Below are 22,889 nucleotides of genomic sequence, written 5' to 3'. Positions count from 1 at the left end.
CTCTGCTTCTTCAAGTTTTAGGTGTAATCGCTTAATTTAGCTAAGCTATTTTTTGTGCTTATTCATTGACGGCATTTAATGTATAGCGGCTTGCACTGGCTAAAGATAGTGGTTTTGAAAACCAATAGCCTTGTAAATAAGTTGCCCCCATCTCTTTAAATTTTTGGTACATGTCGCCATTTTCAACCCCCTCAATAACAATGTCGACGCCATTGGTGTGACAAAACTGGATGAGAAAGGCTAAATATTGTTCTGATGCTGGGTTAGTCAGTGTTTTCCATACAATGCTTTTGTCTATTTTAATTTGATTGAGGGGCAAATCAAAGAAGCTATTGAGTGAGCTAAAACCAGCTCCAAAATCATCCAGCGACAGTTGAAACCCCATTTCATTTAAGGAGTGAAGCTGGTTAATCGCATTTTTATCGCCATCGAGTATGACAGTTTCCGTCAGTTCTAACACAATAGAAGAGGGCAATACACCGGAAGCCTTAGCCATTGTTAGTATCTGTTGTGGGAAGTCACTTTTCAGAAGTTGAAGGACTGAAACATTAATATTAACCCGAATATTAACCCCATTTTGTTTATTGTAACGGCCAATAAACTCACAGGCTTTTTTGAAGACAAAATAGCCTAAATCAACAATCAGCCCCTTTTTTTCTGCAACGGGAATAAATTCGTCCGGGAAAATCTCACCAAACTCTTTTGATCGCCAGCGGACTAAGGCTTCAAAGCTTGATACCTGTCCTGATTGTGCATGAATAATGGGTTGGAATTTCACGGACAATGAACGTTGATCTAATGCTTCCTTTAAGCCTCTTTCGATGAAGAAATAACGATCAACGTTTTTTTGAATTCGGCCACTGTAAATTTCGATACGAGAATGATTTTTGGCACTAGCAAATTGGCAAGTTCGTGATGCAATATTTAACAACTCATCGGCAGATATAGTACGGTTTATCTCAGGATAGACACCAATGCTAATATCATTACCATAGAGGTGCCCATGCTCTGTGGCTGATTTCGAGTAGTGCTTCATTATTTGAGAGCAGATATGCTTGAGTTCATCGTATGAGCGTTCTCCTCTAAGTAATATGGCAAAATCGTCAGAGCGAATACGGTAAAAATCAGCAAATTCATCGGGCAGTTCACGCAGTGCACTTACGACGTGATTCAGTAAATCTTTAACAATATCTGAGCCGTATTGATTGAGATAAGACTTAATATCTTCAAGTTGGATGTAGATAAGTGAATAAGGCTCTCCAATTTTGAGTGCTTTCTCATCAATATCGAGCAGTAATTTACTTCGATTATAGAGGCCTGATGAGCTGTCAAAAAATGCAGCTTGATGAATGTAATCTTCCATCAATTTTTGATCGGAGATATCTTTATGGCTACCCACCATAAAATGTTCACCGCTCACACTTTTTGTGACCGCATTCCCCTCCAACCAGATATATTGACCATTTGCTTTTTTGACTCGGTATTGAATCGATTCCCTTGATTCAGTGGTGCTGATATGCTTGTCGACGCGGCTGTTGAGCAGTGCACGATCCATAGGATGAACCAAACTCAGCCAATCAGCATAGGAAATAGTTTCGCTGTTTACACCAAATTGTACATAAAACGTTGGATTATAGAGCACCATGTTTCCATCGCTGCTCATATAAAACAGACCTTGACTAAAAAAATCGAGAATATGAACCAGACGCTGCTTTGCAACGGCACTGTCTAGGTCTGAAATTGAATACTCTTCCTGCGGAAATGACATTGTCATGTTAATCCTAATTCAAGCGAAAGCAGCAATGGATGATAATTGTGAGTCTTGATCCAAAACCTTTATGACTCATCTTTAAAGAGTACTATAACGCTTGTACTAAGATGTCTCAATTATAAAACTATTGATTCATCAATTAGGCACAAGTTATCAGTTTATTTCACGGAAGTTGTTATTTCTGAAACGAAATGGTGAGACTTAAATAACGTAGGACCGCATCGTGCGGTTTATTCGTTGTGGAAATAATAAAAGCGACAAATTGTCGCTTTTATTCATGTAGAAGTCATACGATTCAACGATCCCAATACGCTTCTTCTAGGCTATCTTCACGTTCTGGTAATGCTCGCGATAAACGAGGAGAGTGCTGTGTGAGTACTTCGTAGCTGACACGGTTTGCATATTTGCAGATCTGAGATAACGAAGAGTAAGTGAGGTACGGCACATCATGTTTGGCAGAGTTTGGAACATTGCGTTGATGATAACTATTCGCGGCCATATCGTGCAATAAAGCCGATAGCGCTCCGTCTCCCGCTCCGTTAGTGTTTTTGATTTCCAATGGGCCACCCAAGTAAGGGCCAATGTGTGAATACACTTTTATTGGGTTGAGGCAGTCTTGTTTTCGCATCGCACGGCTAAATTCGTACTTGTTAAATTCAGCAATATTACCCGGTAGGAGAGGTAATTCAGTTTCGCGCTTTGCGCTTTCATCGGTGTAGCTAGCCATATAAAGACCCACGGGCCCCGCGGTGCAGAGGATTAAATCTACCCATTCGAGTGCTTTGTTAGCCGCAAGCAGTGGATCTTTCTCACCAGTTAACGCTTCACCTTCTTCTTCATTCATGGCGACGACTGTAATGTTTTCTTTGATGTAGTCTTGCCACCACTTCGCATTACCTTCAATTACATACTTAGTGCCTAGGGTTAACACCACTGGAATGTGCTTGGATTTAGCGATCTCAATAGCGCGTTTGACCGCAAGTGGCATTGGATCTTCGGGCTTTCCACGCATTAAGTAAGAAGAAACAACTAAAGCGGAAGCTTTTTCAAAAACCTCTTCAGGAACACTATCAGGGCGAAGTTTATTCATATGCCCTTCATTAATGGCGAAGGTGCGCTCTCCATCATCAGAAATTAGGGTGTAGCAACGCCCGATAGGACCATCGACAGTTTGAAGATGGTTTAGGTTCATGCGCGATGAGGTTCTACACAAATAACGATAGCTATATGAGCCGACTTCAATATTTTTGGACATCACGCCGAGCAAAACGGATTTGCTATCGGCCAACACAGAGTAGTTGTGCAGTGTGTTGCCAATCGTATCTCCCGGGTATTGGTGAGTAATTAAACCTCGTTCGACTAGCTCTTCATAGAGCGCATCGGCTTTGCTCTCTTCGAGCACCAGTGAGTGACCTTTACTCAATTGATGTTTCTCTAAGAACTCATTGTCTACACGAGCTTCAATATCAACAATGGTTTGCCCAACACCGACCACTGTTGGGCGGTGGAGCATAGCCGTTTGTTGAATTTGATTGACGAGAGGGTCACGAGCATGAGTCGGAAAATAGTGCTTAGATTTACGCTGTCCAGGAAACTTCATGTTGAAAAATGAGAATTGAAAATTTCCCGCATCATATCACGGATATGAAAGGTTCCTTTCATTTTTATTACATAAAAAAGTGAGCTAAATCTAGATCGCCGAGGCGTTAGCGGCTATTTAGTGAGCGTTATGTCCGTACTATAAGCCTTAGTCCCCCAAAGCGGTACGGTCGATAGGCTGTGCTTGAAGCTACCATCTGTTTCTTTGGTAGTATAAGACAAGTAGATCAGGGTTTGATTTTCTGCATCGTAGATACGTCTGACTTTCATTGACTTGAAGAAAATGCTTTTTGACTTCTTAAACACGATTTCGCCTGATTTGCTCTTATCAATTTTTGCAATCATCTCTGGCGTAATGTCACCAGTCTGACGACACGAGATTGAGCTATCACTTGGATCAGAAAGACTCAAATTAGCCTCAATTGAAGCAATATGGCACGTAACACCAGTCACAATATCATCACTTAGATTTTCGATTTTTACGTCTTTAGATAAACCCTATAATACACAACCTTTTTAAAGTTTGCTATAATGCGTGTAAAATCAAGCATAATCAGGTGGTTAGATGTTCTCTTTCGATAAATCAAAGTTCAAAGGGATTTGTGTTCCTTATGCTCGCTTCTCTACCAAGGGGCAATCTAAAATTGGTAAAAAATCGCTTGAACGTCAGATTGAAGAAGCTCGTCGATATGCGAAATCGAACAATTTATATATCAATGAAGACCTGATTTTTGCGGATAAAGGGATCTCTGGTTTTGCCCAACAAGGCAATATTGCGAAGGCGTTTAAGAAGGGTCAAATGCAAGTGATGTTGGCATTGCTTGAAGAAGTGCCATATCAAGAACGTGAGTTCATTTATGTCACGTTTCATAACTTTGACCGCTTTTCTCGAATGAGTCCGAAACAAGCAAGAACCTATTTTGACCTGATTTTGCAAAAAGGGTTTAACGTTGTAACCACAATCGACAATCAGCTTTACACGCGCCACGACAAAGATCTTGGCAAAATGCTCATCTCAACAATCAAAATGACTACTGCGTGGGAAGAGAGTCAGGTTAAAAGTATTTACATCAAAGATGCCTTAGCACGTAAAAAAAAGGTTGTTGAGTATCTGTATACTCATCCAAGTCAAAAGGGTAAATACAAGCACATCGGGGTTGTTCAACCGAACATGCCGAGATGGATTGATCATGAAAAAATCGAGCTGACATACACTGATGAGAGTGGTTCAAAAAGAACGGATTCGTTCAAAAAATTTACGTTGAACAAAGAAAAAGCAAAGATAGTTAATTATATCTTTGACCTAAAAATCCAAGGTTTGGGATACGCACGAATTTGTAGAAGATTGAATGAAGAAGGGATTCCAACTTTCGATCAAGGCAAGCACAGAATCGCTAAAAAATGGCATGTCTTTGCAGTGCAGAACCTGATCTGTAATGAAATGGTTTTGGGACACATTACGCTTCATACACACAATGAAGAAGAGTATATGTGTGAAATCGATAAAGTATTCAAGAAGCGGAAGATTAAACAAACCGCTACTGAAAAACTTTACAACTATTATCCTGCCGCTGTATCAGAAGCAAAATATCTTGAAGCGCATAAGAATACCATTCAGCAAGACAAACCGAAAAAACTTGGTCGAATTGGGGAAAGAACCAACATCTTTGCACAAATATTATTGTGTGAATGTGGTGGAACATTGCAGTACCGCAGAACGAAAAAGAACAAGAAAAAATCAGAATCTGTGAGTGTTAATGAGTATCTACAATGCAATAACGCTTTTGTTAATCATAAGTGTAATAGTCAAACAATTAACTACACGATGCTTGAAACAGCGTTTTTCAGATACGTAAATAATATCGATTTTAAAAAGATTTGTTCTACAACGAACAGTAAACACGCTTTAAAAATTATCGATCTTGATACGGACATCAAAGAGCTTACTGATGAAATTGAATCTCTAAAACTGAGAGAAGCAGGTTTAGCAAAAACGTATATGTCCCTTGCAAGTGCAGGTTTAGATGGTTCAACAGCTTTGATAGATAGAGAAAAAACTAAGAAAGAAATTGCTGAGAAAGTCTTAGAACTTGAAAATCTGGAACTTAAAAAGAAAGGTTTAGAAATTGAAGCTGATAAAGATAATCGTGAATTTGTTGATATCAACGATTATATGTTGAACAAGGATAATTATTCGAGTGATGAAAAGATCATAATTCGCAAAAAGATAAATGACTTTCTTCATTCAAAAATCGAATGGATGGAAGTCGTATCAACAGAAAGACAGAAGTTTGTGATTATCGCTTTTCATGACACTGTTATACGAACTTTTTCATTTGATGATCGGTATGCAAACGATTTGATGTTTAATGAAATTGACGTTGATCTATCAGGGTTGAACAGGGTTCAAGCTTCAAACTTGATGTTTACGCTTATCAAAGCAATACGAAACTCACTTAAAGGCGTGGAAGCAGTGATCACAAAAGCTGATTTGATTAGCTACTTACAGCACATCAAACAAGACTATTTGAAAAATATTGGAGAACAAGCAAGTGTTTAACTTTGACAAGTCGAAATACAAAGGCATTTGTGTGCCATACGCCCGTTTCTCAACTGATGTTCAAGATGAAATTGGTCGTAAATCTCTTGAACGTCAAATCGAAGAAGCGAAGCGTTTTTCGAATGAATACGGCTTATTCTTTGATGAAGACATAGCGTTTGTGGATCGCGGTGTTTCGGGTTTTGCATTGAGCGGTGATACAGCTAAAACGTTCCAGAAAGGTCAAATGCAATTGATGTTAGAGCTGTTGGAAGAGATAGATGTAGCTGAAAGAGAGTTTATCTACATCACGTTCCACAACTTTGACCGTTTCTCGCGCATGAGTCCAGACGTTGCAAGTCGCTATTTTGAGCAGATACTTGATAAAGGATTCAACATCGTTACGACGATTGATAATGAAGTCTACAAGCGCAATAGTGGCAACTTAGAACAGATGATTATATCAATCATTCACATGTCTACTGCTTACTACGAATCAGAAGTGAAGAGTATCTATATCTCTGATTCACGGCAGCGCAAAAGAGATGTGATCGAGTATCTGTATAACGATGAAACGCAGAAAGGCAAACATCGACATGTTGGTATAAAAGCGTGTTGTCCACGTTGGATCAAAACAAAAGACATTATCTATGAGTATGTGGGTAAAGACGGTTCTGTTAAGAAAGAAGCGTTGAAACGCTTTGAGATTGACGAAGAACGCGCAAAAATTATCAACTACATCTTTGATTTGAAAATTCAAGGGCTGGGGAATGGCAAGATCTGTCAAGTGTTGAACGAACAAAACATTCCTGTCTTCCACAGTGGCAACTATACAAAAGCCAAATACTGGAACTTATCGACAATCAGCAATTATCTGAAAAATGAAAATGTGATAGGGCATTCGTATTTGTACCACAAAGCGAAAGAAGAAGTGTTTAATGAGAAAACACAGACATTTTCGACAAAGAGAGTACGAAAAATCGCTACGGACAAGCTCTACAACTACTATCCACCAATTATGAGTGAAGAGAAATTCAATCAAGCGAAAGAAGCCGTTAAAGCTAACTCTGTTAAGGTTGATAGAAGCAAGTCGAGCGAGAAGCCGCACATGTTTTCGAACTTGATGCGTTGCAGTTGCGGCACAAGACTTCACTACAAGCTGACAAAGAAGAACAACGTTAAAAAGGTCGATGATTATTTTGAGTATTTGAAGTGTGAAAGATCGGCTTTAAATGATGGCTGTACAGGGGAAAACATCAACTATAAGAACTTTGAAGCACAGTTTATCAACTTCATTCGCTATATCGATGTTAATGAAATTCTTGATCATGCAAATGGTGTAGAAGGAGAAACCCAAGGCTTAACAGAGCTTGAAGAACGCGAAGCGGCAATCAATCTTAAAATAACTGGTTTGACTAAGACATATCAAGGGTTAATCAATGCTGGTGTGGACGGTAGTGATGTATTGGTTGAGCTTGAAAAAGCGAAAGGTGAGCTTCAAGAAGTTGAGTTTGAGAAAAGTAAATTGCTGAACAGCATGAAGAGTCAAACATCATCATCTTCTGAATCGATTAGACAGAAGAAGAATGCATTAAAATCTAAGGTTTTTGCTGAGAAAGTTGAAGCAAGGAAGGCGGTGAATGAGCTACTTAAACAAAAAATTCGCTGGATGGAAGTTTATGCCACAGCTTATGCAAAGTTTGTGATCGTGTGTTTCGTCGATAATGTTATTAGAACTTATGCATATCAAGATGAATTTGCAACTGACTTGATGTTCAATACTATCAAAATCAATACAGATGGTTTAAAAGGTTATGAAGCTGATGAATTGATGGTTTTGATGATAAAAACAGTTCGTGAATCATTGGCAGGAATGAATGAAGTTATTACCAATACAGATTTAAAAATTAAATTAGCAGCGGTGAAAAGTGAATACATGAACAAATAGCGTGATCAATCTCACATATATTTTTTTGAATTTTTAAAACAATGAAATGTCAAGTGTTTTTATTGACTTTTCGTATTTATTTTAATATTATTTTCAGCGTTAACTCGCTCGATTTATTAATTAAAGAACTCTACTAATACTTTTTAAGGAAAGTGTATGAAACAATAAATAAATGAGCACCAATTAAAAGGTGTGATAAATGAAACAATCTATAACAATGCAACAAATTAGACAGGAGTATGTAAGAAGCAGGAAGTTTGACAATCAAATGTCATTTCAAGAGATGATGTCAAAATCATTAGAGATAATTGAAACAAAACCATTTGTGAGAAAAGATGATGAAGAACTTGATTTTTCGTTTTCGAATGAAATCATTCATATCTAAGTAAAAAAGACTAACAGGGAGTTAGTCTTTTTTTATGCCTAAAACATATGATTCGATTGTTAAAAGTAACCAAATGAATTAAAATTATAAAATGTGATTTAATCAATTGGTGAACCTATGGCTGTTACATCTCACAGAGTATTTCGTTCAGATCATTACAAACAAGTAAAAGAAGCGGTTGATACTGCGACTGAGTTAAACGCAATCAATGTGTCTAAAAGATATTACACTGGAAAAAGCAATAATAGTTTCGATTCGGGCGAAAACAAAACATTCCCTCACTATCTTCTTGAAGAATTGATAGATCGCTTAGGTGCAAACTACTTCTATCGAACAGCGGTTGTAGAAGTGTTCAACCCGATCAAAAGCAAGTTAAATCAAGCTATCATCGATGACCAAAACATCTTGATCGGTCAAAATATCAGAGATTTCAATCACTTGTTTGAGATAAACGCAAGCTTTATTGCAGAACTATATCCAAACCGTTTTTACTCGTTCAGCAGCGGTTCTAACTTGCTGAAATACCTGAAAACTTTTCCTACAATCAACTATCTATTCGAGTTTGAACATATCAAAGAAGACTTTGCAATAATCGTCTTAGAGCAGATGATTAAAGATAGTGTAATCGAATCTAATACAGTACATTAAGCATCCTTGGGATGCTTTTTTTATCAAAGTTTCAATATAATAAATCATGATTCTCGATTAAAATTTTAAGTATATTAAAATTATGATATTCAATTTATACTGTATTTAAAACAAATCATTAACACTGAAATATACACTCTCTTAAATAATTATCGTTTAATGATAAAATGTACTTATACATAAAAATTAAACAAGGAGAGTTTATGTTATTAAAAAAATCAAAGTTAGATTTTATGGAGAATTTATCAGATAAGTTAGTATCACACTTACCTGACGAATTAAATCTATCAGAAGGTGATGTGTTTGAAGAATATGTGTTAGAAAACTCAAAATCATTGGCAAGAACAAAAACATATCTAAATCATTTATCAGACAGAATATTATCTGAGTATGAATCAACGTTAGATCTTGATGAAGCATATGAGAATGTTATGCAAAATGCAGATGTAGCAAGTCTTGTCTTTCAAGATCTGAATCTTGGCAACGGGCGAATCGTTCCGACGATAGATATTAGTATAAACGGTGGTTTGTCAGACGTTGAGCAATTCAACTTTGGTCAAAAAGATAAAGTTCTAAACGATACTGATTTAGCCGTTCTGAGCGAACTCAACTCTGATAGCAACATTTACCACAACACGCTGAGAGAGATGTTTAAGAACAAGTTCGATAGCTTAAATGACTCGTTAACGCTCAACGATAGTTTTAAAGAGTTGATGCTTGATTACACGTTAGCTAAAAACTCAGATGTTGTTGAGTTAAGCATAGGTGATAGGTTTGAACATGAATGCACACACTTCATAGCATTAGAAGATGCAGTGTATAAAATCAATGGTTCTGAGCTTACAAAGATAGACATTGTTGAAGCAATCGATTCAGACTTGTTGAGCTATGAATCTAATGACTTGAAATTCGACATCATCTCTAATGTTGAGATAAAGAACAAACGACTAATAGAGATAGAGTGTTTATTAGAAGATGGAGATGATACGGTATTCGCTAACATCAACTTTGATTTGCGTGATGCACAATTCCACTTTGATCCAGTTTTCAACAAACTGAATTTAAGCACAGATAACATGCTCGAACTTGAAGAAGCGTTGATTACCAGTATCAATAAGCTAATGGAAGAGCCAGCGGCTACATACAAGCTTCTTCCAAGTGGAATCAAAGTGCCACAGCTCGACGGGGCGACAACGGATGTTGGTAGCTTGTTTGTACTGAGCGGTAGACATCAAGATATTCAAGAGATCTATACAGACTTGGATCACAACGTCAAAGTGTTTGCAGCTTCTGAGATTCACCCTATGCATTTTGAGAAAGTTCTTAAAAGCTTTGGATTTGATACTGAAAAAGTCGGTAATCAATTGGCTGTGAAAAACAAAGATGATGCTGACATTAGTTTTTATCAGTTGAATGAGTCAAATAGAACAGAACTGAGTAGTTCAGAAGTTTCAAAAGAACTGAAACAGAAAGTCTCTGATGAGTGGAATGTAGATGTTTCAAATAAATCAAAAGAAAAACGTAATCGAAAAAGAGCGTTTAATCTTTAAATTAAAATAAAAAGGTGCAAGAGATTGCACCTCTTTTTTGCAATTAAATTTTGACATGATATAAATTATTATATAACGACAAGGAGAAATGTTATGTCAAAAGTAATAGATAATGAACTAATTAAAAACAAAAAAGAATTAGAATTAAAGTTTAACGCTATGAGTTATGAAGCTGAAAAGCTGATAAACCAAGAAGAAAAGTTAACGCATGAAGATACACTTTTTTTAAGTGAGTATTTTGTTCTTGAATGTAAGTTAATTGATATGAATGATTACATAAACACTCTTATCAAACTTGAACAAAAACATAAAAAAGAAAATAAAATCGCTAAGAGAGTCATAGAGTACAACTTGGCTTTACGCAAAAAAACGGAAAAAGACAAGAAGCAGCTTGAAGATTACATTGAGACGCATAAAGAAATTTATGTTGAGTTTTTGAATTCAGATGAAAATTTCAATAAGTTTTTGATTGATTTTATAAGAGTTGATGCTGCGAATACATACAGTGCAATAGTATTAGATAGGGTCAAAAGTACGACTGATGCGATTTTTGAACAAAAAAATGAGATTCACAAAGGCAAGTTAAAAGTAATCCTTGGCTTTATTGCTTTAATCTTTGTTTTGAAAGGTTCATTGATGCTTTATCATTCCTTTATATGATATAGGTAAAAAAGAACGCATAATGCGTTCTTTTTTGTTTATTTACATTTCATAACATAATGTGCAGTCACAAAGGCAGGAGCTGTTTCATGAGCGTGGGTTCTAATGATACGACTGTTGTCAAAAATTACATCGTATGTTGAACCATCACCACCGTCAGCACCACCACTGGCAGGATTCCATTCATTTCTAAAAACACCTTTTGGATTTCTTGCACTTCTATCATCTGTGTTCACGCGACCTTCAATATTTTGCATGTAACCAGAACTTTTTCTATTAGCAACAGATGAATAACCAAAAATTTTACTTGATGTTTTAGAAACTTGATCTCTTCTGCTCCACCATTTGACATCCAAATATTGAATGCCAGCACCACGAACAAACAAACCTTGCCAATCAGGTATTTTCGTTCCAAAAACACTTTTAAGCTTATCTGTATCACAATTGTTTATGATTGAACTGTTAATGATGCTTTGACCGCGCAACTCCAACCAACCGTCCTTTATCATATTTGCTGGATTGAACGGGACAAGCATAATCGAGCCGAAAGGAGCACTGTCTTCACCATACTCTGATGCCGCTTTCCAATACGTTCCTGAGCAATACAAAAGTCTACCTGTGCGTTTATCTGTTGATATTGCACCTTTACCTTCTGATATACAGTATTGGGGTGTTTCTTTGCCGTTAGCATCAAACAGTTCAACGCTTCCCGATACAAAGTTTTTCGCTTTGATTTCGCCCGTAGTCTCTATGTCACTAACAGATCTGATGTCGGTGTGATAACCGTTGCTGAGTTTTACACCATTGATAGTAGCTGTTTCGATATTTGTCGCAAAAACATTAGGTGTTTCAATCTCTGTTGCTGTCAAACGCTGCATATCTGTATCTTGTGTAAAGATCGCAGAAGAATTGAATGTAGTTGTGCCAGTTGAACTATCTATCAGTGCAGTTTTTAGCGTGTTTATGATTTCCATGTCGTCCACAACAGCGACTTTTGACACCAAACTATCAATGTTTGCTACTTGAATCTTTGCGCTTTTCAGCGTTGCTTCGTTTGTGTTTAACTGAACTGTTTGAATTGCTTTTGAGTCCAAATCATTCAGCTTTGCAGATAGGGCAATAATCGCTTGTGAATTTACGTTTGGAATGACTTGATACATTGTTGAACCATTGTCTACCATGCCGCAAGGAGAGCGTTTAGTGCTATCCACAACGTTTGTTCCATTCCACTCATACAAAACACATTCTTCATCTAAAACAACAGATTTGAATGAACCGTTATCTGCGACAACATCAACTGCTGCTGGAACACCAGTTTGTTTGTAAATGCCTATGCCGCAATCTTCATCAAGCGTTTGAATCCAAGCACCAGAATTATCATCTTTGTCATTCGTCCACTTCGCGCAAGTTAAGCCCGTTCCAGCACTTCCATCGACGAAAGACAAGTGACTATCAAGCATCGAGTTACTGCCATCAGTTCTCACATAATCAAATGAACCAGCTCTGTTATAACTAATCATAACACCGCAATCTTTATCAAGATTTATACATTGAGTGTTTGAAATGTCTGTTTTAGTGTTCAAATCGACAAATGAGTATGAGTGATTTGAAGAAGAATCAGATGTATCTTTTACTCTTGCTTTAAACAAACTCCTTTGCAAATTCTGATATTCTTTTTCAAAGTGTTCTTTGTCTTTAAAGCTTAAAGTCAGATCAAAACTCTCAACAAAACCAGCACTGTCTTTTTTCAGTTCTGCTTTCGCTTGCATGTCAAAAGGCATTTTGTTCCAGATTAAACAATCGACAAGTTTAGCGTTCTTTTGTTCTGAATCTTGTGGTTCCCAAGAACCAGTTGAACAGTTTGCATCAGCGGCAATCAATTGTTCCCTTAACAGATTATTTATTACTTCATTTGTGTTTTTCCACTCGTTTTGATTCCAGTGCGACTCTGAAAAGCCGTCTAAAAGTAATCGGTTTTCGATTGCGCCAATGATTTTAACAAACTCATTTCCTGCTTTTTCTTGCTGATCTTTCTCTAATTCATCTATTGCGATTTTTATTGCACCAGTTGATAACACACCTGCAATACTTACAGCAATGAGTGTTTCAACAAGAGTAAATCCTTTTTCATTTTTCATATGTTCTCCTTAATATATCTTTACTTATATTAGAGCATTGAATTTTATTAATTCAAGAGTGAGAAAAATGATGAAATTGATTATGATATATATTTCATTTAAATATTGATAAAAATTATTTTTGAATTATACAAAAAGATAAATATTAAAGTTGATTTAGTAAAATATAATTAGCGTTTTTAATTGGGTGTCTGATTTGACGATTAAGATAATAATTTGATATATGAATTGACAAATAATTGTTAAGTGCTTTAATGATAATTAAGAGATCTTGTTCCCTCCTTACAAATCTCTTGTTTTATTTAAATAAGAAAATTGATAATTGAAAACTATTAAGAGCAAGTAAACATTGCTCTTTTTTTGTTTATGTAAAACTTGCAATTTTGCATAATACACGTTTGTTAAGCAAAAATTATATTTGATTTTCTATATAATTTAAAATTATTTAGATAAATACTATCATTGCGACAACAAAAGAATAATGCTAAAAATACAGTTTTTTTAATTCTTCTTGTTTATGCATTAGGATGAATTTCAAATAATTTGTTTGACAAGTATAATTTAAATGTTATATCTATAAGAGTATAGAGTTAGTTGTTCTATACATAATGAAGCTTTGGAAATAGCTATGTAGTTCAAGACAGAACAACTCGTTTTTGCGGGAAAGTTGTAAGTATCGAATCTTACCATAGCACACAACTATATTTTTAGAGTTAAAACAAATGAGCTAATGCGCTGATCACGCATTGGCTTTTTTGATTTATGAATATAAACAACATCTCGTAGCTTTGTTTTTGTAAATCTTGCAATTTCTCATAAAACCCTTTTTTGATAGATAAACTATATTTAATTTTTTATATCGTTAAAAATATTTTCTCTGTAAATAAACAATAATCTGATTGAATAGCAGCTATAACCTTTAAATGATTATTATAAATGGTACATTGTAAATATAAACAAATTCAAAGGAATGACTATGAAAAATCAAATTGCTATTGCTGCATTATCACTTGTCAGTTTGTTTGCGAATGCGAAAGTTGCTGATCATGAAGAGATACTGAACAGAAGCGGTGTTTACTACTACTCAAAACTTGGACAAGTTCAAAAGTATCACAACCCTAACAATCCTAACCAGTTAATAGTCGAAGACTATTATTACTTAGAGTGTTATGTGGGAAGCGACCAGAATCCATACAATAATCAATTAGAAGACTGGCTAAGTCTGCCAGCACAACTTAACAAAAGGATGCTATCTGATGAAAGTTTAAGAGAGTGCAGGGCAGCGATAAACGTTAATAAATGCAATAAAAAGGTATGTAACTAAAAAGGAGAGATACAGATGAAGAGAATAATGATTTTAATGTGTTTAATGTTAGGCACATCGCAAGCGATTGCTGCTGAACAGATACATTGGCGAAAGTTGGGTGAAGTGTACTATTACGCAATTCCGTACAACGAACCACCGTACACCAAGCCAATGTTTGTATTGTCGTGCGTAACAGGCTATCCAAATCGCATAGGGGGTTTCGAAACGAATTTGGGTGTGAGAAGTAGTCCTGTTTTAAATGCTGCGGATAAAGCAAGTTGTGAAAAGGCTTTAGCCTGTACAGAAGATAACAAATCAAAGAAATGCAGGGGCTGATAAAAAGAGAATCCAGAACGGGTTCTTTTTTATGTTTAGAAAAATTATTTTCATTTAAAAATGCACAATTTAAATATTCAATTGAGAGATTTTTCTTTGATAAATTGAAAGGTTCGAAATAAATGCTTTAATATAAATGTATATATATTTAATGGGAGTGTTTATGAATACAAATAAAAAATTTGAATTTCTTGCGAACTATTTTTTGAATTTAGTAAAGATTATATTTATTTCTCTAATCTTGTATAAATTGTCAATTGCATGTACTACTGATTTTATACGAGACTTAATGAGTGAATCTATAAATGATGTTGTTTCACTGAAGATTAGAAACGAAAACGGTGAAATGATTTTGATTCAATTAAATATTCTAATGATTCTAAATATCCTGAGTGTTATTTGTGCATATATTTCAAAAGTTTTGATATGTATATCACCGATATTTGCAATTGCAATTGCATTATTTGAAAATTACGTAAAGATTGATTCAACAGTTAAACAAGAGATCGAAGTTAAAGCTATTAAAAATAGAATAGCGAAGATAATTAATAGTTTTGATTTCGAAGAGGCACAAGAGAATGTTTTTTTAACATCATGTAATGAATTCTACAAAGAAAAAGTACAATCACTATCTGAAAAATTTGAACAATTAAAAGCTGACGAAAATTGTTCTCTTGAAATAGGAAAATTCGAAGAGATGCACAGCAAGGTTCAAGAGATTCAAAAAGCTTATTTGAATGATGTAGAACATATAAATAGCGTTGAATCACTGGGTTATATTACAGAAAATCAGAAGATCTCAAATACACTGCACACAATCTAAAACAAAAGAGAATCCAAAATGGATTCTTTTTTATTTGTTAATGTGACATGTGTCACACTATGGAACGTTAGATTTTCTGTGATTTAAGCCGTTTTATGCTTGCTTTGATATATATATAAAAATTATCGGACCTTAGATCAACAAGTTATGAATTTATCAATTTTAAAAGCAACTCACAGTTGTTTTTAAAAGTCAAGTATAAAGTTATTGACTTGAAAATTTATTTATTTTAATCTTTGCAGCACAAATCGGAACAGAACAAAATTAAATGGAAAACTTTTAACAGATAGTCAGTGGTATAGATTATAAATAACGTATAAAGTATTAACTCAACACAAAGGAAATTTGTTCTTTCCCTGCATACATACAGGAGAAAGAAAATATGCAAAACAAAAAACTTGAACAATCTTTGAAAGACATTACAGAATCCATCAATTCAGAGATTAAAAATGAAAACCCACGTTTTAATTATAAAACATCAGATCAATTGATGTTGTACGTCAATCCTTACATTCGACCAAAGGCTGTAAGTATTGACGATTGTATTTCAATTGCTTTAAAACTGTCAGATAAATCACAAATTGTTGATTTTGTGCTTGGTATGCTTGACAAAGCGTATTCTGAACAAAATACCTATCAATTAATCCTCTTTACGAACTACGAATCAGCAGTGAACAGTTTTACGATCACTGAGCATAGGTTTGCTCAGTTGGTTGTTGAAATGTGCTCAGATACTCGATTCGTTGAACCGAACCCTCAGCTCTATTCAGTTCTTTCAGTAGTGGTAAATCACTTTGCTGACGACTTCAATGAACCTCTACACGTTCAACTTCTTGAAGAAGCAAAGCTTGTTTGCTTAACAAAGATGTTTTTGGCAATTCAAGACCAGAAACAAGAGTTGAAATTAGTTAGCTAATAACCAACTAAACAAAGTCCCTTTTGTATGTCTGGAACACTGGCAGGGGCAAGCTACATCTAAAAACTATTAAAGAGGAAATATCAATATGAAATCAATCGGTTATATGGGTTCAAAAGAGAAATTACTAACATTTATTGAAGATGCAATGCGTCATTATTTTGGTGAAAAATACAACGAAATTAAAACATTCTTTGATTGCTTTTCAGGAAGTGGTCGAGTTGCTAATCATTTCAAAAATCAGTTTTCTGTAACGACAAACGACAAGCAATTTTTCACGAAAGTAATTAACAATGCTTTTCTAAACAACAAGCATTCTTCTGAGCATTTTAAGCCGCTTATCGATCATTTGAACAACCTTGATGAAGAGTATTTCTATAAGACAGATGGTTGGTTTACGAAAACGTACTCGATGAACCATAACGTGAACGGCACGTTGCATGAAGATGGAACGCGCAAACTGTTTCTTACTAAGAACGGTCGGAAAATCGATATGATCCGTCATCGTATTGATGAAATGTTCGACACTGGTGAAATCGATCAAGAAGCAAAAGACGTTTTAATCGTGTGTCTGATGAGAGCTATCTCACTTGTTCAAAATGCAGGTGGACATCAAAATTCTTACTATTCAGAGTGGAAAGACAAAGCGTTTAAAGACCTTGTTCTGACTTACCCAACGATTGAACCAAGTGTTAATGCACACACACACTTTAATGCTGATATCGAAGATGTAATAGAGAATGTAGAGTCAGACGTTATCTATATCGATCCACCGTATGGTTCTACTGTTCCATACAGTGCTTACTATCACTTGTATAACACCGTTGCGGAAAACTCTCGTCCACAAGTGTCTATGATGGCTTCAAAGCCTGTTAATTGTTACGGCAAGAGTAAGCTTGAAAAGAAAAAAAAGAATGAAGTGATGAAGTCGTTTGTTGACCTAATCAGTGCTTCAAAGTCTAAGACAGTCGTATTGTCATATCACGATGAAGGGCTTCTATCTCACTCTGATTTAGTGAAAATTCTGGAGCTTTCAGGCTGTGATATTTCGAGTTTAAAGACCTACGGCACTAACCATAGAGCTAATCTTCAATCTCTTTCTGCAAATAAAGAGAAAGGTCAGAAACTACGATCTGTTGTTGAGTTCGTGATGATTGTTGATAAAGCACGTTTCTCAGTTGTACGTACTTCTGAACAAATTAAAGATGAAATTACTAAACATCTATCACTTTGTATTGAGTGTGATTTTGAAGAGATAGCTTATGTTTATGACAAACAGAGCAATAGCTTTGAAGCTCCACTAATCACCTTAGAAACAACGTCAGCCGCGAATGATGAGCCTATTCAGCTCTTCAATGAAGATGCACTAAAACGTATGTCGAAAATGGCTGATGAGAGTGTTGAATTAGTCCTTACAGATCCACCTTACAAAATCTCGTCGGGTGGAAAGGGCAAAGGTAATCAGCCCAAAGGGATGCTTAACAACGATAATCAAAATGTGAGAACTGGCAGTTTGTTTAAGCATAACGAAATCAAGTTTAGTGAATGGCTTCCAGAAGTCTATCGAGTTCTAAAAGATGGTTGTCACGCTTACTTTATGACTAATGCGAAAAACCTTAACGACTTAATGAATGAAGCTCTGAAAGTTGGTTTTAAATTTCACAATTTGCTGACTTGGAAAAAGAACAATGCAACGCCTAACAGGTGGTATATGCAAAACAGTGAGTTCATTTTGTTCTTTCGCAAAGGCAAATCAAAGTCTATCAATGATTGTGGTTCTAAGACTGTTTTAGAAGTAGATAACATCCTTGGGAACAAGGTTCACCCGACTGAAAAACCAGTCGAGTTAATGGAGATTTTGATAAGCAATTCATCAAATGAAAATGATGTGGTGTTTGATCCCTTCGCTGGATCTGGTGCAACTCTTCAAGCTGCAAAGAATTCAAACAGAAATGCAATCGGTATTGAGCTTGATGAAGAATACTTTGATTTAGCAAGTAAAAGACTAAACATAAATCAAAAAGGGCTTGGCGAGAAATCAGTAACAAACATAAATGCAATTAAACAAACTAAAAATGAGGAAAAAACTATGGCATATTCAATTAGAAAAGTAAAAAACAAATTACAGAGCAATGAGCAGTTCAGAGATGAATTATTATCGATCATTGACGAAACCATACCGATTCTTGATAAATTATTTCCGTACTCAAGACTTCGAAATCAATCAAATTATATAAAAGAAATGTTGAATACAAACACACAATTTTCAGACCATTTTGTTTCAATGTATATACATGAACTGAAAGATATACAGAAAGATCTAATGTGCATTGATGAGATTTACGTTGCTTTCCAAAGCGAACCATACAACAAAAGAGCAATTAAGAATTTACAACTAATTAACGCTGGTCTTTGTGTTCTTAATTATGCTCTAAAACACAATGTTTCACTAAGTGATGCATTCATAGAAATGAAACTTAGAAATGTTGCTTAATATGATAGGAGAATAAAATGAGAATTGACAATAATGGCTTAGAAGAGATGGAGTGTCCATCATGCTCAAAAACAGATTTAGTAGTGACTAATGAATTGTTTTTCAATAGTGAACATTTGAATGTCGATTTTGAATGTACATCATGTAATAAAGAGTATGAAAGAGATTATGAAGCATTAATTGCAGGTTTTAACGATTGTGAAGATTTTCCACACTTGCCGCAAGAAGAGTTCAATCTCAATGAAGATGAAGAAGGTGAAAGGTTTGAGATCGGTACTTGTTACAACTGCGGTTCAAAGGATGTATGGGAATCAAGTGATCCATTTTTTGGAGAGAACTACGTGCATGAGACATACACTTGCGATGACTGCGATTTAGAAACGTATGTAGAGTTCTATGATTGTGATGGTTTTAATGAAATAAAAGGAGAAGAAAATGACGTTGAAATGTAATAAGTGTAGCAGTGAAAATGTAGAGTTTATGGAGTATCAATATGAATCAGAGTTCGTTGATCTTGATTTGTGTTGTCATGATTGTAGTCATAAATTCAACATGAGATTCATAAATGTAGATTATAGAGATTCATTAAAATCTGGTTGTATTAAATGTTCGTCGGAAAATTGTGACAGTGGTTCTTGGGACACTGAAATTGATGAAGATGATAATATTTTAATGTCTGTGGATTTTGATTGTGATGACTGTGGATTTCAGTTTGAAAGAAGATATTTACAAGATTAAGCCTTTAAGTATCAACAATAGGAGAAAATAAATGAATGAAGAACAAATGATAAATGAACTGCTACAAACGCAAGGGAAATGCATACTGCTTGGTACTGATGGTCACTTCGCGTTAGAAGTGAGTTCTGAGCTTATAAACGATAGAAACTTATTCAAGTTTTTATCGTTTACAACAGATATGCAGAATGGATTATGTTTAGTTGATTATGATGAAGCAATCTTTGATTCTGACGTGTTTTGCTATGAAGAGTATAAAGCCTTGACATCTGTAATCACTCTGTACGAAACTTTAGATTTATTTAAAGTAAGTCATTATGTATCAGATATATATATTAAAGAAGACTATGTAGCGAATGGGACAATTTTCAAAGAAGTTGATTGGAACGAGCATAGTAAAGCACAATTGATCATCTTTGAAGTATTAGATGGATCTGGTGGTGTCGCTTATAAAGAACTTAAACTTTTAGTTGATTTTGACTACACAAATGTTGATGTCACGGAATGGAATCTTTTAGGCGAGTTTGTTTCAGATGAGACTTTTGTGAGTGGTGTATTCAGTTATCTATCAGAAGCTTGTTATGATTTTGAGTATGAATGGCAGTGCGACAACAATGATGATTTTAGCCCTGATGATAATATATTTGACGTTAATCCTGAGTGGGTACAAAGAATGTGGAATAGGCATTATTCAGCATCATGTCATATCGTTGAACTGATGAAACAACTAAAATGATATTGAAATAAATCGTGAATTTACAATTTAAATAGTTCACAAAAACTGGAACGCAATACTCACGCAAACGGATTTTCGTGATAGGGCGTTTTAGTGTGTTTTAAGGTAAAAAACTGGGTTAAGATGAGAATAATAAAAGTATTCTCTTTCTATCCCAAAAAAATGCCTTTAAATAGCCATTTTTCGAAAGTCATGTTTTTGCGTGTGGGACTGTCAAATCACGCACGTTTTGAGTACCAGAAACCAGTTCAAGCGCGTATGAGCGTAGAATTGAAAAGTAGCGACTAAACACTCGACTATAAAGAATTACATTTAATCTCACGTTCATAGTGAGATAGTGAAAAGAGACGTTTGGATTTTGTAGAAAACCGATTTGGTTAAAATTGAATTCCGTTGGTTGTGATTTTTTATTCGAAGATTGTTCATTCATTCGAAATTATCGTTTTGGTATTTTTTGCAAAAGTTGCAATTATTCACAATATAATAAATATACTATTTAAATTGTCTTTGTTTGTGCGTTTATAGATTGTCAAAAAAGCATTAAAATATTTATTTTGAAATAAGTGAATTATTTTTGTTTTATCTATTGACTTATATTGAATTGATGATAATTTAAATAGTGAAGTTAATTTATTTCTTAATGTACTTATAATAAAAAATAGCTAAGAGAAAGAAGAAGGACTATTATTCAAGGATGAATATTTCTCTAAGTTTCCAATATACTTTGCCGCTTGATTGAGCGGCTTTTTTTTGTCTTTTCGAAAATGGTGATACAATAGATAGTATAATATTTAAGGATTAACTATGAAAGAAATTCAAAACTTTTTAAAACAGAATCACAACTTAGATTTTTTGCAAGAAAGAATCGAAAGCCTTAACGAAACGAAATTTCGTTTTAACAACTCTGAAAACGGTTTGGTTTACGTTAAACAAAGCCAAAAAGCAGATCTGACTTTAACTGCAACAGAGCTGTTCAGAGATTTAAGAACGTTAGATAAAACAATGTGCGCTTTTGTGTTTGCCAAAAGCTACTACCCTGAATCAGATAGAGAAAAATATCTCGATAGAGTGGGGAATCTTGCCGCTAATCTTCTGAATCAAGACTCTCTCAAAACTGTGCAAGTTAAAGACTTTGATGATCTGAAACAGCTCTATCAGAACCTTCCAGATTTTGCTTTAAAATCAATGTTCAACACTGATGTTTGTTGCTTTACTGTAGCTGAAAATGAAGTGTATTACTTATCGCAAGTAGAACAGCACGTTTACCCTATGTCACAAACGATGTTCAGAGACGACTATGACACTATACGTGAAGTGATAATCGAGCGTGGTGAAGAGATTGAGTTCATGTCTCCATACCTATCAAACTCAGAGATTAAGGCGTTAACGCCTGTCATTTCTGAACTGTATGATGATCGAGATTTGGTTCATGGCACAGTGTTATGTCAGACCATAGGGTTTTATCGAAAAGGGCATAAAATGCCGCTTTGTGAAGTAGATTTTTCAGCTTATGGACTACGAAAACAATCGCAATTTTCAAAGCACATGTTGGCTCAAAACGTGTTTGACTTGTCTGATACTGACTTGCTCAATGAACTGAATAAGCATCACCAGCACGTCATAGACAACGCATTCGACAAATTCTTAATCAACATGCCTGAGAAGATCATATTGATTGGTGAAAGGCAGGACAGAGAGAGACTAAACAAGCTTGAACAGTGGCAAGCATTGTCTGATTTTAACGATTCTATCGACTTCACCAAAGACGCGAGACAACAGCAAAATCTCTCTGCTGGCATAGATCAGCACATCGACCAAGAGCTAATCGAATCATTGAATTTTGATTTTACTGATTTTGACGCGAGTGTGAGCAAGCAGGAAAACAAGCGAAATAAGAGAAAATTATGAAGTTTGGTAAAAATTGCAAGTTTTGCAAAAAGTAAGAAAGCCACTCAATGAGCGGCTTTTTTAGTGCTTGAATACTAAATGGTGTAGTGCTTGAATACTAAATGGTGTAGTTCTTTTATGTAACATATACTAAGTGCATTTTGTTTAAAATTCTGAACTGTATTAAGAATCTCAATGTTGTTTTGTAAGATTTTTTTCGTTGTTTCGTAGTTGTAAGGGTCGATTGACGTATCAGCTTCCAGAAGCTCTAACTCTTCTCGTAGATGATCAAGTTCATCAAGATCCATATTGTTTTCGATGAATTCGCAAAGCGCATCATACTCAAGATAGTTTGATTCATAGTATTGCATTAAAAATTCAATTTCTTCTTTCATATATTCTCCTTAAAGATAATTGT

Annotated in this window: 19 protein-coding genes and 1 pseudogene; 15 read left to right on the top strand and 5 right to left on the bottom strand. The window is 35.1% G+C overall.

The window, feature by feature from the left end; all coding sequences use genetic code 11:
* Positions 1-58 precede the first annotated feature (58 nt).
* From AACR75_RS09850 to AACR75_RS09840, 3 genes and pseudogenes are all read right to left on the bottom strand, one after another.
* Positions 59-1,774, bottom strand: a complete 1,716-nt coding sequence (locus tag AACR75_RS09850) for a putative bifunctional diguanylate cyclase/phosphodiesterase (RefSeq protein ID WP_047689946.1) — start codon at positions 1,772-1,774, stop codon at positions 59-61.
* Positions 1,775-2,066: 292 nt separating this feature from the next.
* Entirely contained in the window at positions 2,067-3,371 is a 1,305-nt protein-coding gene (locus AACR75_RS09845; protein ID WP_013867964.1) for an inosine/guanosine kinase, read from the bottom strand.
* Positions 3,372-3,484: 113 nt separating this feature from the next.
* A pseudogene (locus tag AACR75_RS09840) lies at positions 3,485-3,859 on the bottom strand (CreA family protein); the annotation flags it as partial.
* A gap of 76 nt (positions 3,860-3,935) precedes the next feature.
* Between AACR75_RS09840 and AACR75_RS09835 the strand changes: the two are divergent.
* The 6 genes from AACR75_RS09835 (at position 3,936) to AACR75_RS09810 (ending at position 11,100) form a co-directional block, all read left to right on the top strand.
* Positions 3,936-5,930 carry a recombinase family protein gene (locus AACR75_RS09835; protein ID WP_047689944.1) on the top strand — a complete coding sequence of 665 codons (1,995 nt, stop codon included), beginning with the start codon at positions 3,936-3,938 and terminating at the stop codon, positions 5,928-5,930.
* Positions 5,923-7,857 (top strand): recombinase family protein, encoded by a 1,935-nt coding sequence (locus tag AACR75_RS09830; protein WP_047689941.1) that lies wholly within the window; start codon positions 5,923-5,925, stop codon positions 7,855-7,857. The genes AACR75_RS09835 and AACR75_RS09830 overlap by 8 nt, the downstream gene beginning before the upstream one ends.
* A 199-nt stretch (positions 7,858-8,056) precedes the next feature.
* Entirely contained in the window at positions 8,057-8,242 is a 186-nt protein-coding gene (locus AACR75_RS09825) for a hypothetical protein (protein ID WP_047689938.1), read from the top strand.
* A gap of 117 nt (positions 8,243-8,359) precedes the next feature.
* Positions 8,360-8,890 (top strand): hypothetical protein, encoded by a 531-nt coding sequence (locus AACR75_RS09820; RefSeq protein ID WP_047689936.1) that lies wholly within the window; start codon positions 8,360-8,362, stop codon positions 8,888-8,890.
* Between the two features lie 203 nt (positions 8,891-9,093).
* Positions 9,094-10,440: a hypothetical protein gene (locus AACR75_RS09815; RefSeq protein WP_047689934.1), complete on the top strand. Its 1,347-nt coding sequence runs from the start codon at positions 9,094-9,096 to the stop codon at positions 10,438-10,440.
* Between the two features lie 93 nt (positions 10,441-10,533).
* Positions 10,534-11,100, top strand: a complete 567-nt coding sequence (locus AACR75_RS09810; protein WP_047689931.1) for a hypothetical protein — start codon at positions 10,534-10,536, stop codon at positions 11,098-11,100.
* Between the two features lie 38 nt (positions 11,101-11,138).
* Here the strand turns inward: AACR75_RS09810 and AACR75_RS09805 are convergent, their stop codons facing one another.
* The gene (locus tag AACR75_RS09805; RefSeq protein ID WP_047689928.1) at positions 11,139-13,238 is read right to left on the bottom strand and encodes a type II secretion system protein; all 2,100 of its coding nucleotides are present in this window, start codon (positions 13,236-13,238) and stop codon (positions 11,139-11,141) included.
* A gap of 976 nt (positions 13,239-14,214) precedes the next feature.
* Between AACR75_RS09805 and AACR75_RS09800 the strand changes: the two genes are divergently transcribed.
* From AACR75_RS09800 to AACR75_RS09765, 9 genes are all read left to right on the top strand, one after another.
* On the top strand, positions 14,215-14,562 hold the full coding sequence (locus AACR75_RS09800) for a hypothetical protein (protein ID WP_047689926.1): 348 nt from the start codon (positions 14,215-14,217) through the stop codon (positions 14,560-14,562).
* Positions 14,563-14,577: 15 nt separating this feature from the next.
* Entirely contained in the window at positions 14,578-14,880 is a 303-nt protein-coding gene (locus tag AACR75_RS18600; RefSeq protein WP_047689924.1) for a hypothetical protein, read from the top strand.
* Between the two features lie 289 nt (positions 14,881-15,169).
* On the top strand, positions 15,170-15,703 hold the full coding sequence (locus AACR75_RS09795; protein ID WP_156117114.1) for a hypothetical protein: 534 nt from the start codon (positions 15,170-15,172) through the stop codon (positions 15,701-15,703).
* Between the two features lie 382 nt (positions 15,704-16,085).
* On the top strand, positions 16,086-16,619 hold the full coding sequence (locus tag AACR75_RS09790) for a hypothetical protein (RefSeq protein ID WP_047689920.1): 534 nt from the start codon (positions 16,086-16,088) through the stop codon (positions 16,617-16,619).
* Positions 16,620-16,707: 88 nt separating this feature from the next.
* A complete protein-coding gene (locus AACR75_RS09785; protein WP_052190343.1) occupies positions 16,708-19,113 on the top strand; it encodes a DNA methyltransferase in 2,406 nt (801 codons plus the stop codon).
* 17 nt (positions 19,114-19,130) lie between these two features.
* Entirely contained in the window at positions 19,131-19,565 is a 435-nt protein-coding gene (locus tag AACR75_RS09780) for a hypothetical protein (RefSeq protein WP_047689917.1), read from the top strand.
* Positions 19,549-19,851 (top strand): hypothetical protein, encoded by a 303-nt coding sequence (locus AACR75_RS09775; protein WP_047689916.1) that lies wholly within the window; start codon positions 19,549-19,551, stop codon positions 19,849-19,851. Before AACR75_RS09780 ends, AACR75_RS09775 begins: the two co-directional genes overlap by 17 nt.
* 31 nt (positions 19,852-19,882) lie before the next feature.
* On the top strand, positions 19,883-20,584 hold the full coding sequence (locus tag AACR75_RS09770) for a hypothetical protein (protein ID WP_025580922.1): 702 nt from the start codon (positions 19,883-19,885) through the stop codon (positions 20,582-20,584).
* 804 nt (positions 20,585-21,388) lie between these two features.
* Positions 21,389-22,492, top strand: a complete 1,104-nt coding sequence (locus AACR75_RS09765; RefSeq protein WP_047689909.1) for a hypothetical protein — start codon at positions 21,389-21,391, stop codon at positions 22,490-22,492.
* 74 nt (positions 22,493-22,566) lie between these two features.
* Here the strand turns inward: AACR75_RS09765 and AACR75_RS09760 are convergent, their stop codons facing one another.
* The gene (locus AACR75_RS09760) at positions 22,567-22,866 is read right to left on the bottom strand and encodes a hypothetical protein (protein ID WP_047689906.1); all 300 of its coding nucleotides are present in this window, start codon (positions 22,864-22,866) and stop codon (positions 22,567-22,569) included.
* Positions 22,867-22,889: the final 23 nt, after the last annotated feature.

It is taken from the genome of Vibrio sp. ZOR0018, from assembly GCF_963865925.1.
GTDB lineage: Bacteria > Pseudomonadota > Gammaproteobacteria > Enterobacterales > Vibrionaceae > Vibrio > Vibrio anguillarum.
This window is presented reverse-complemented; position numbering and strand designations above follow the sequence as displayed.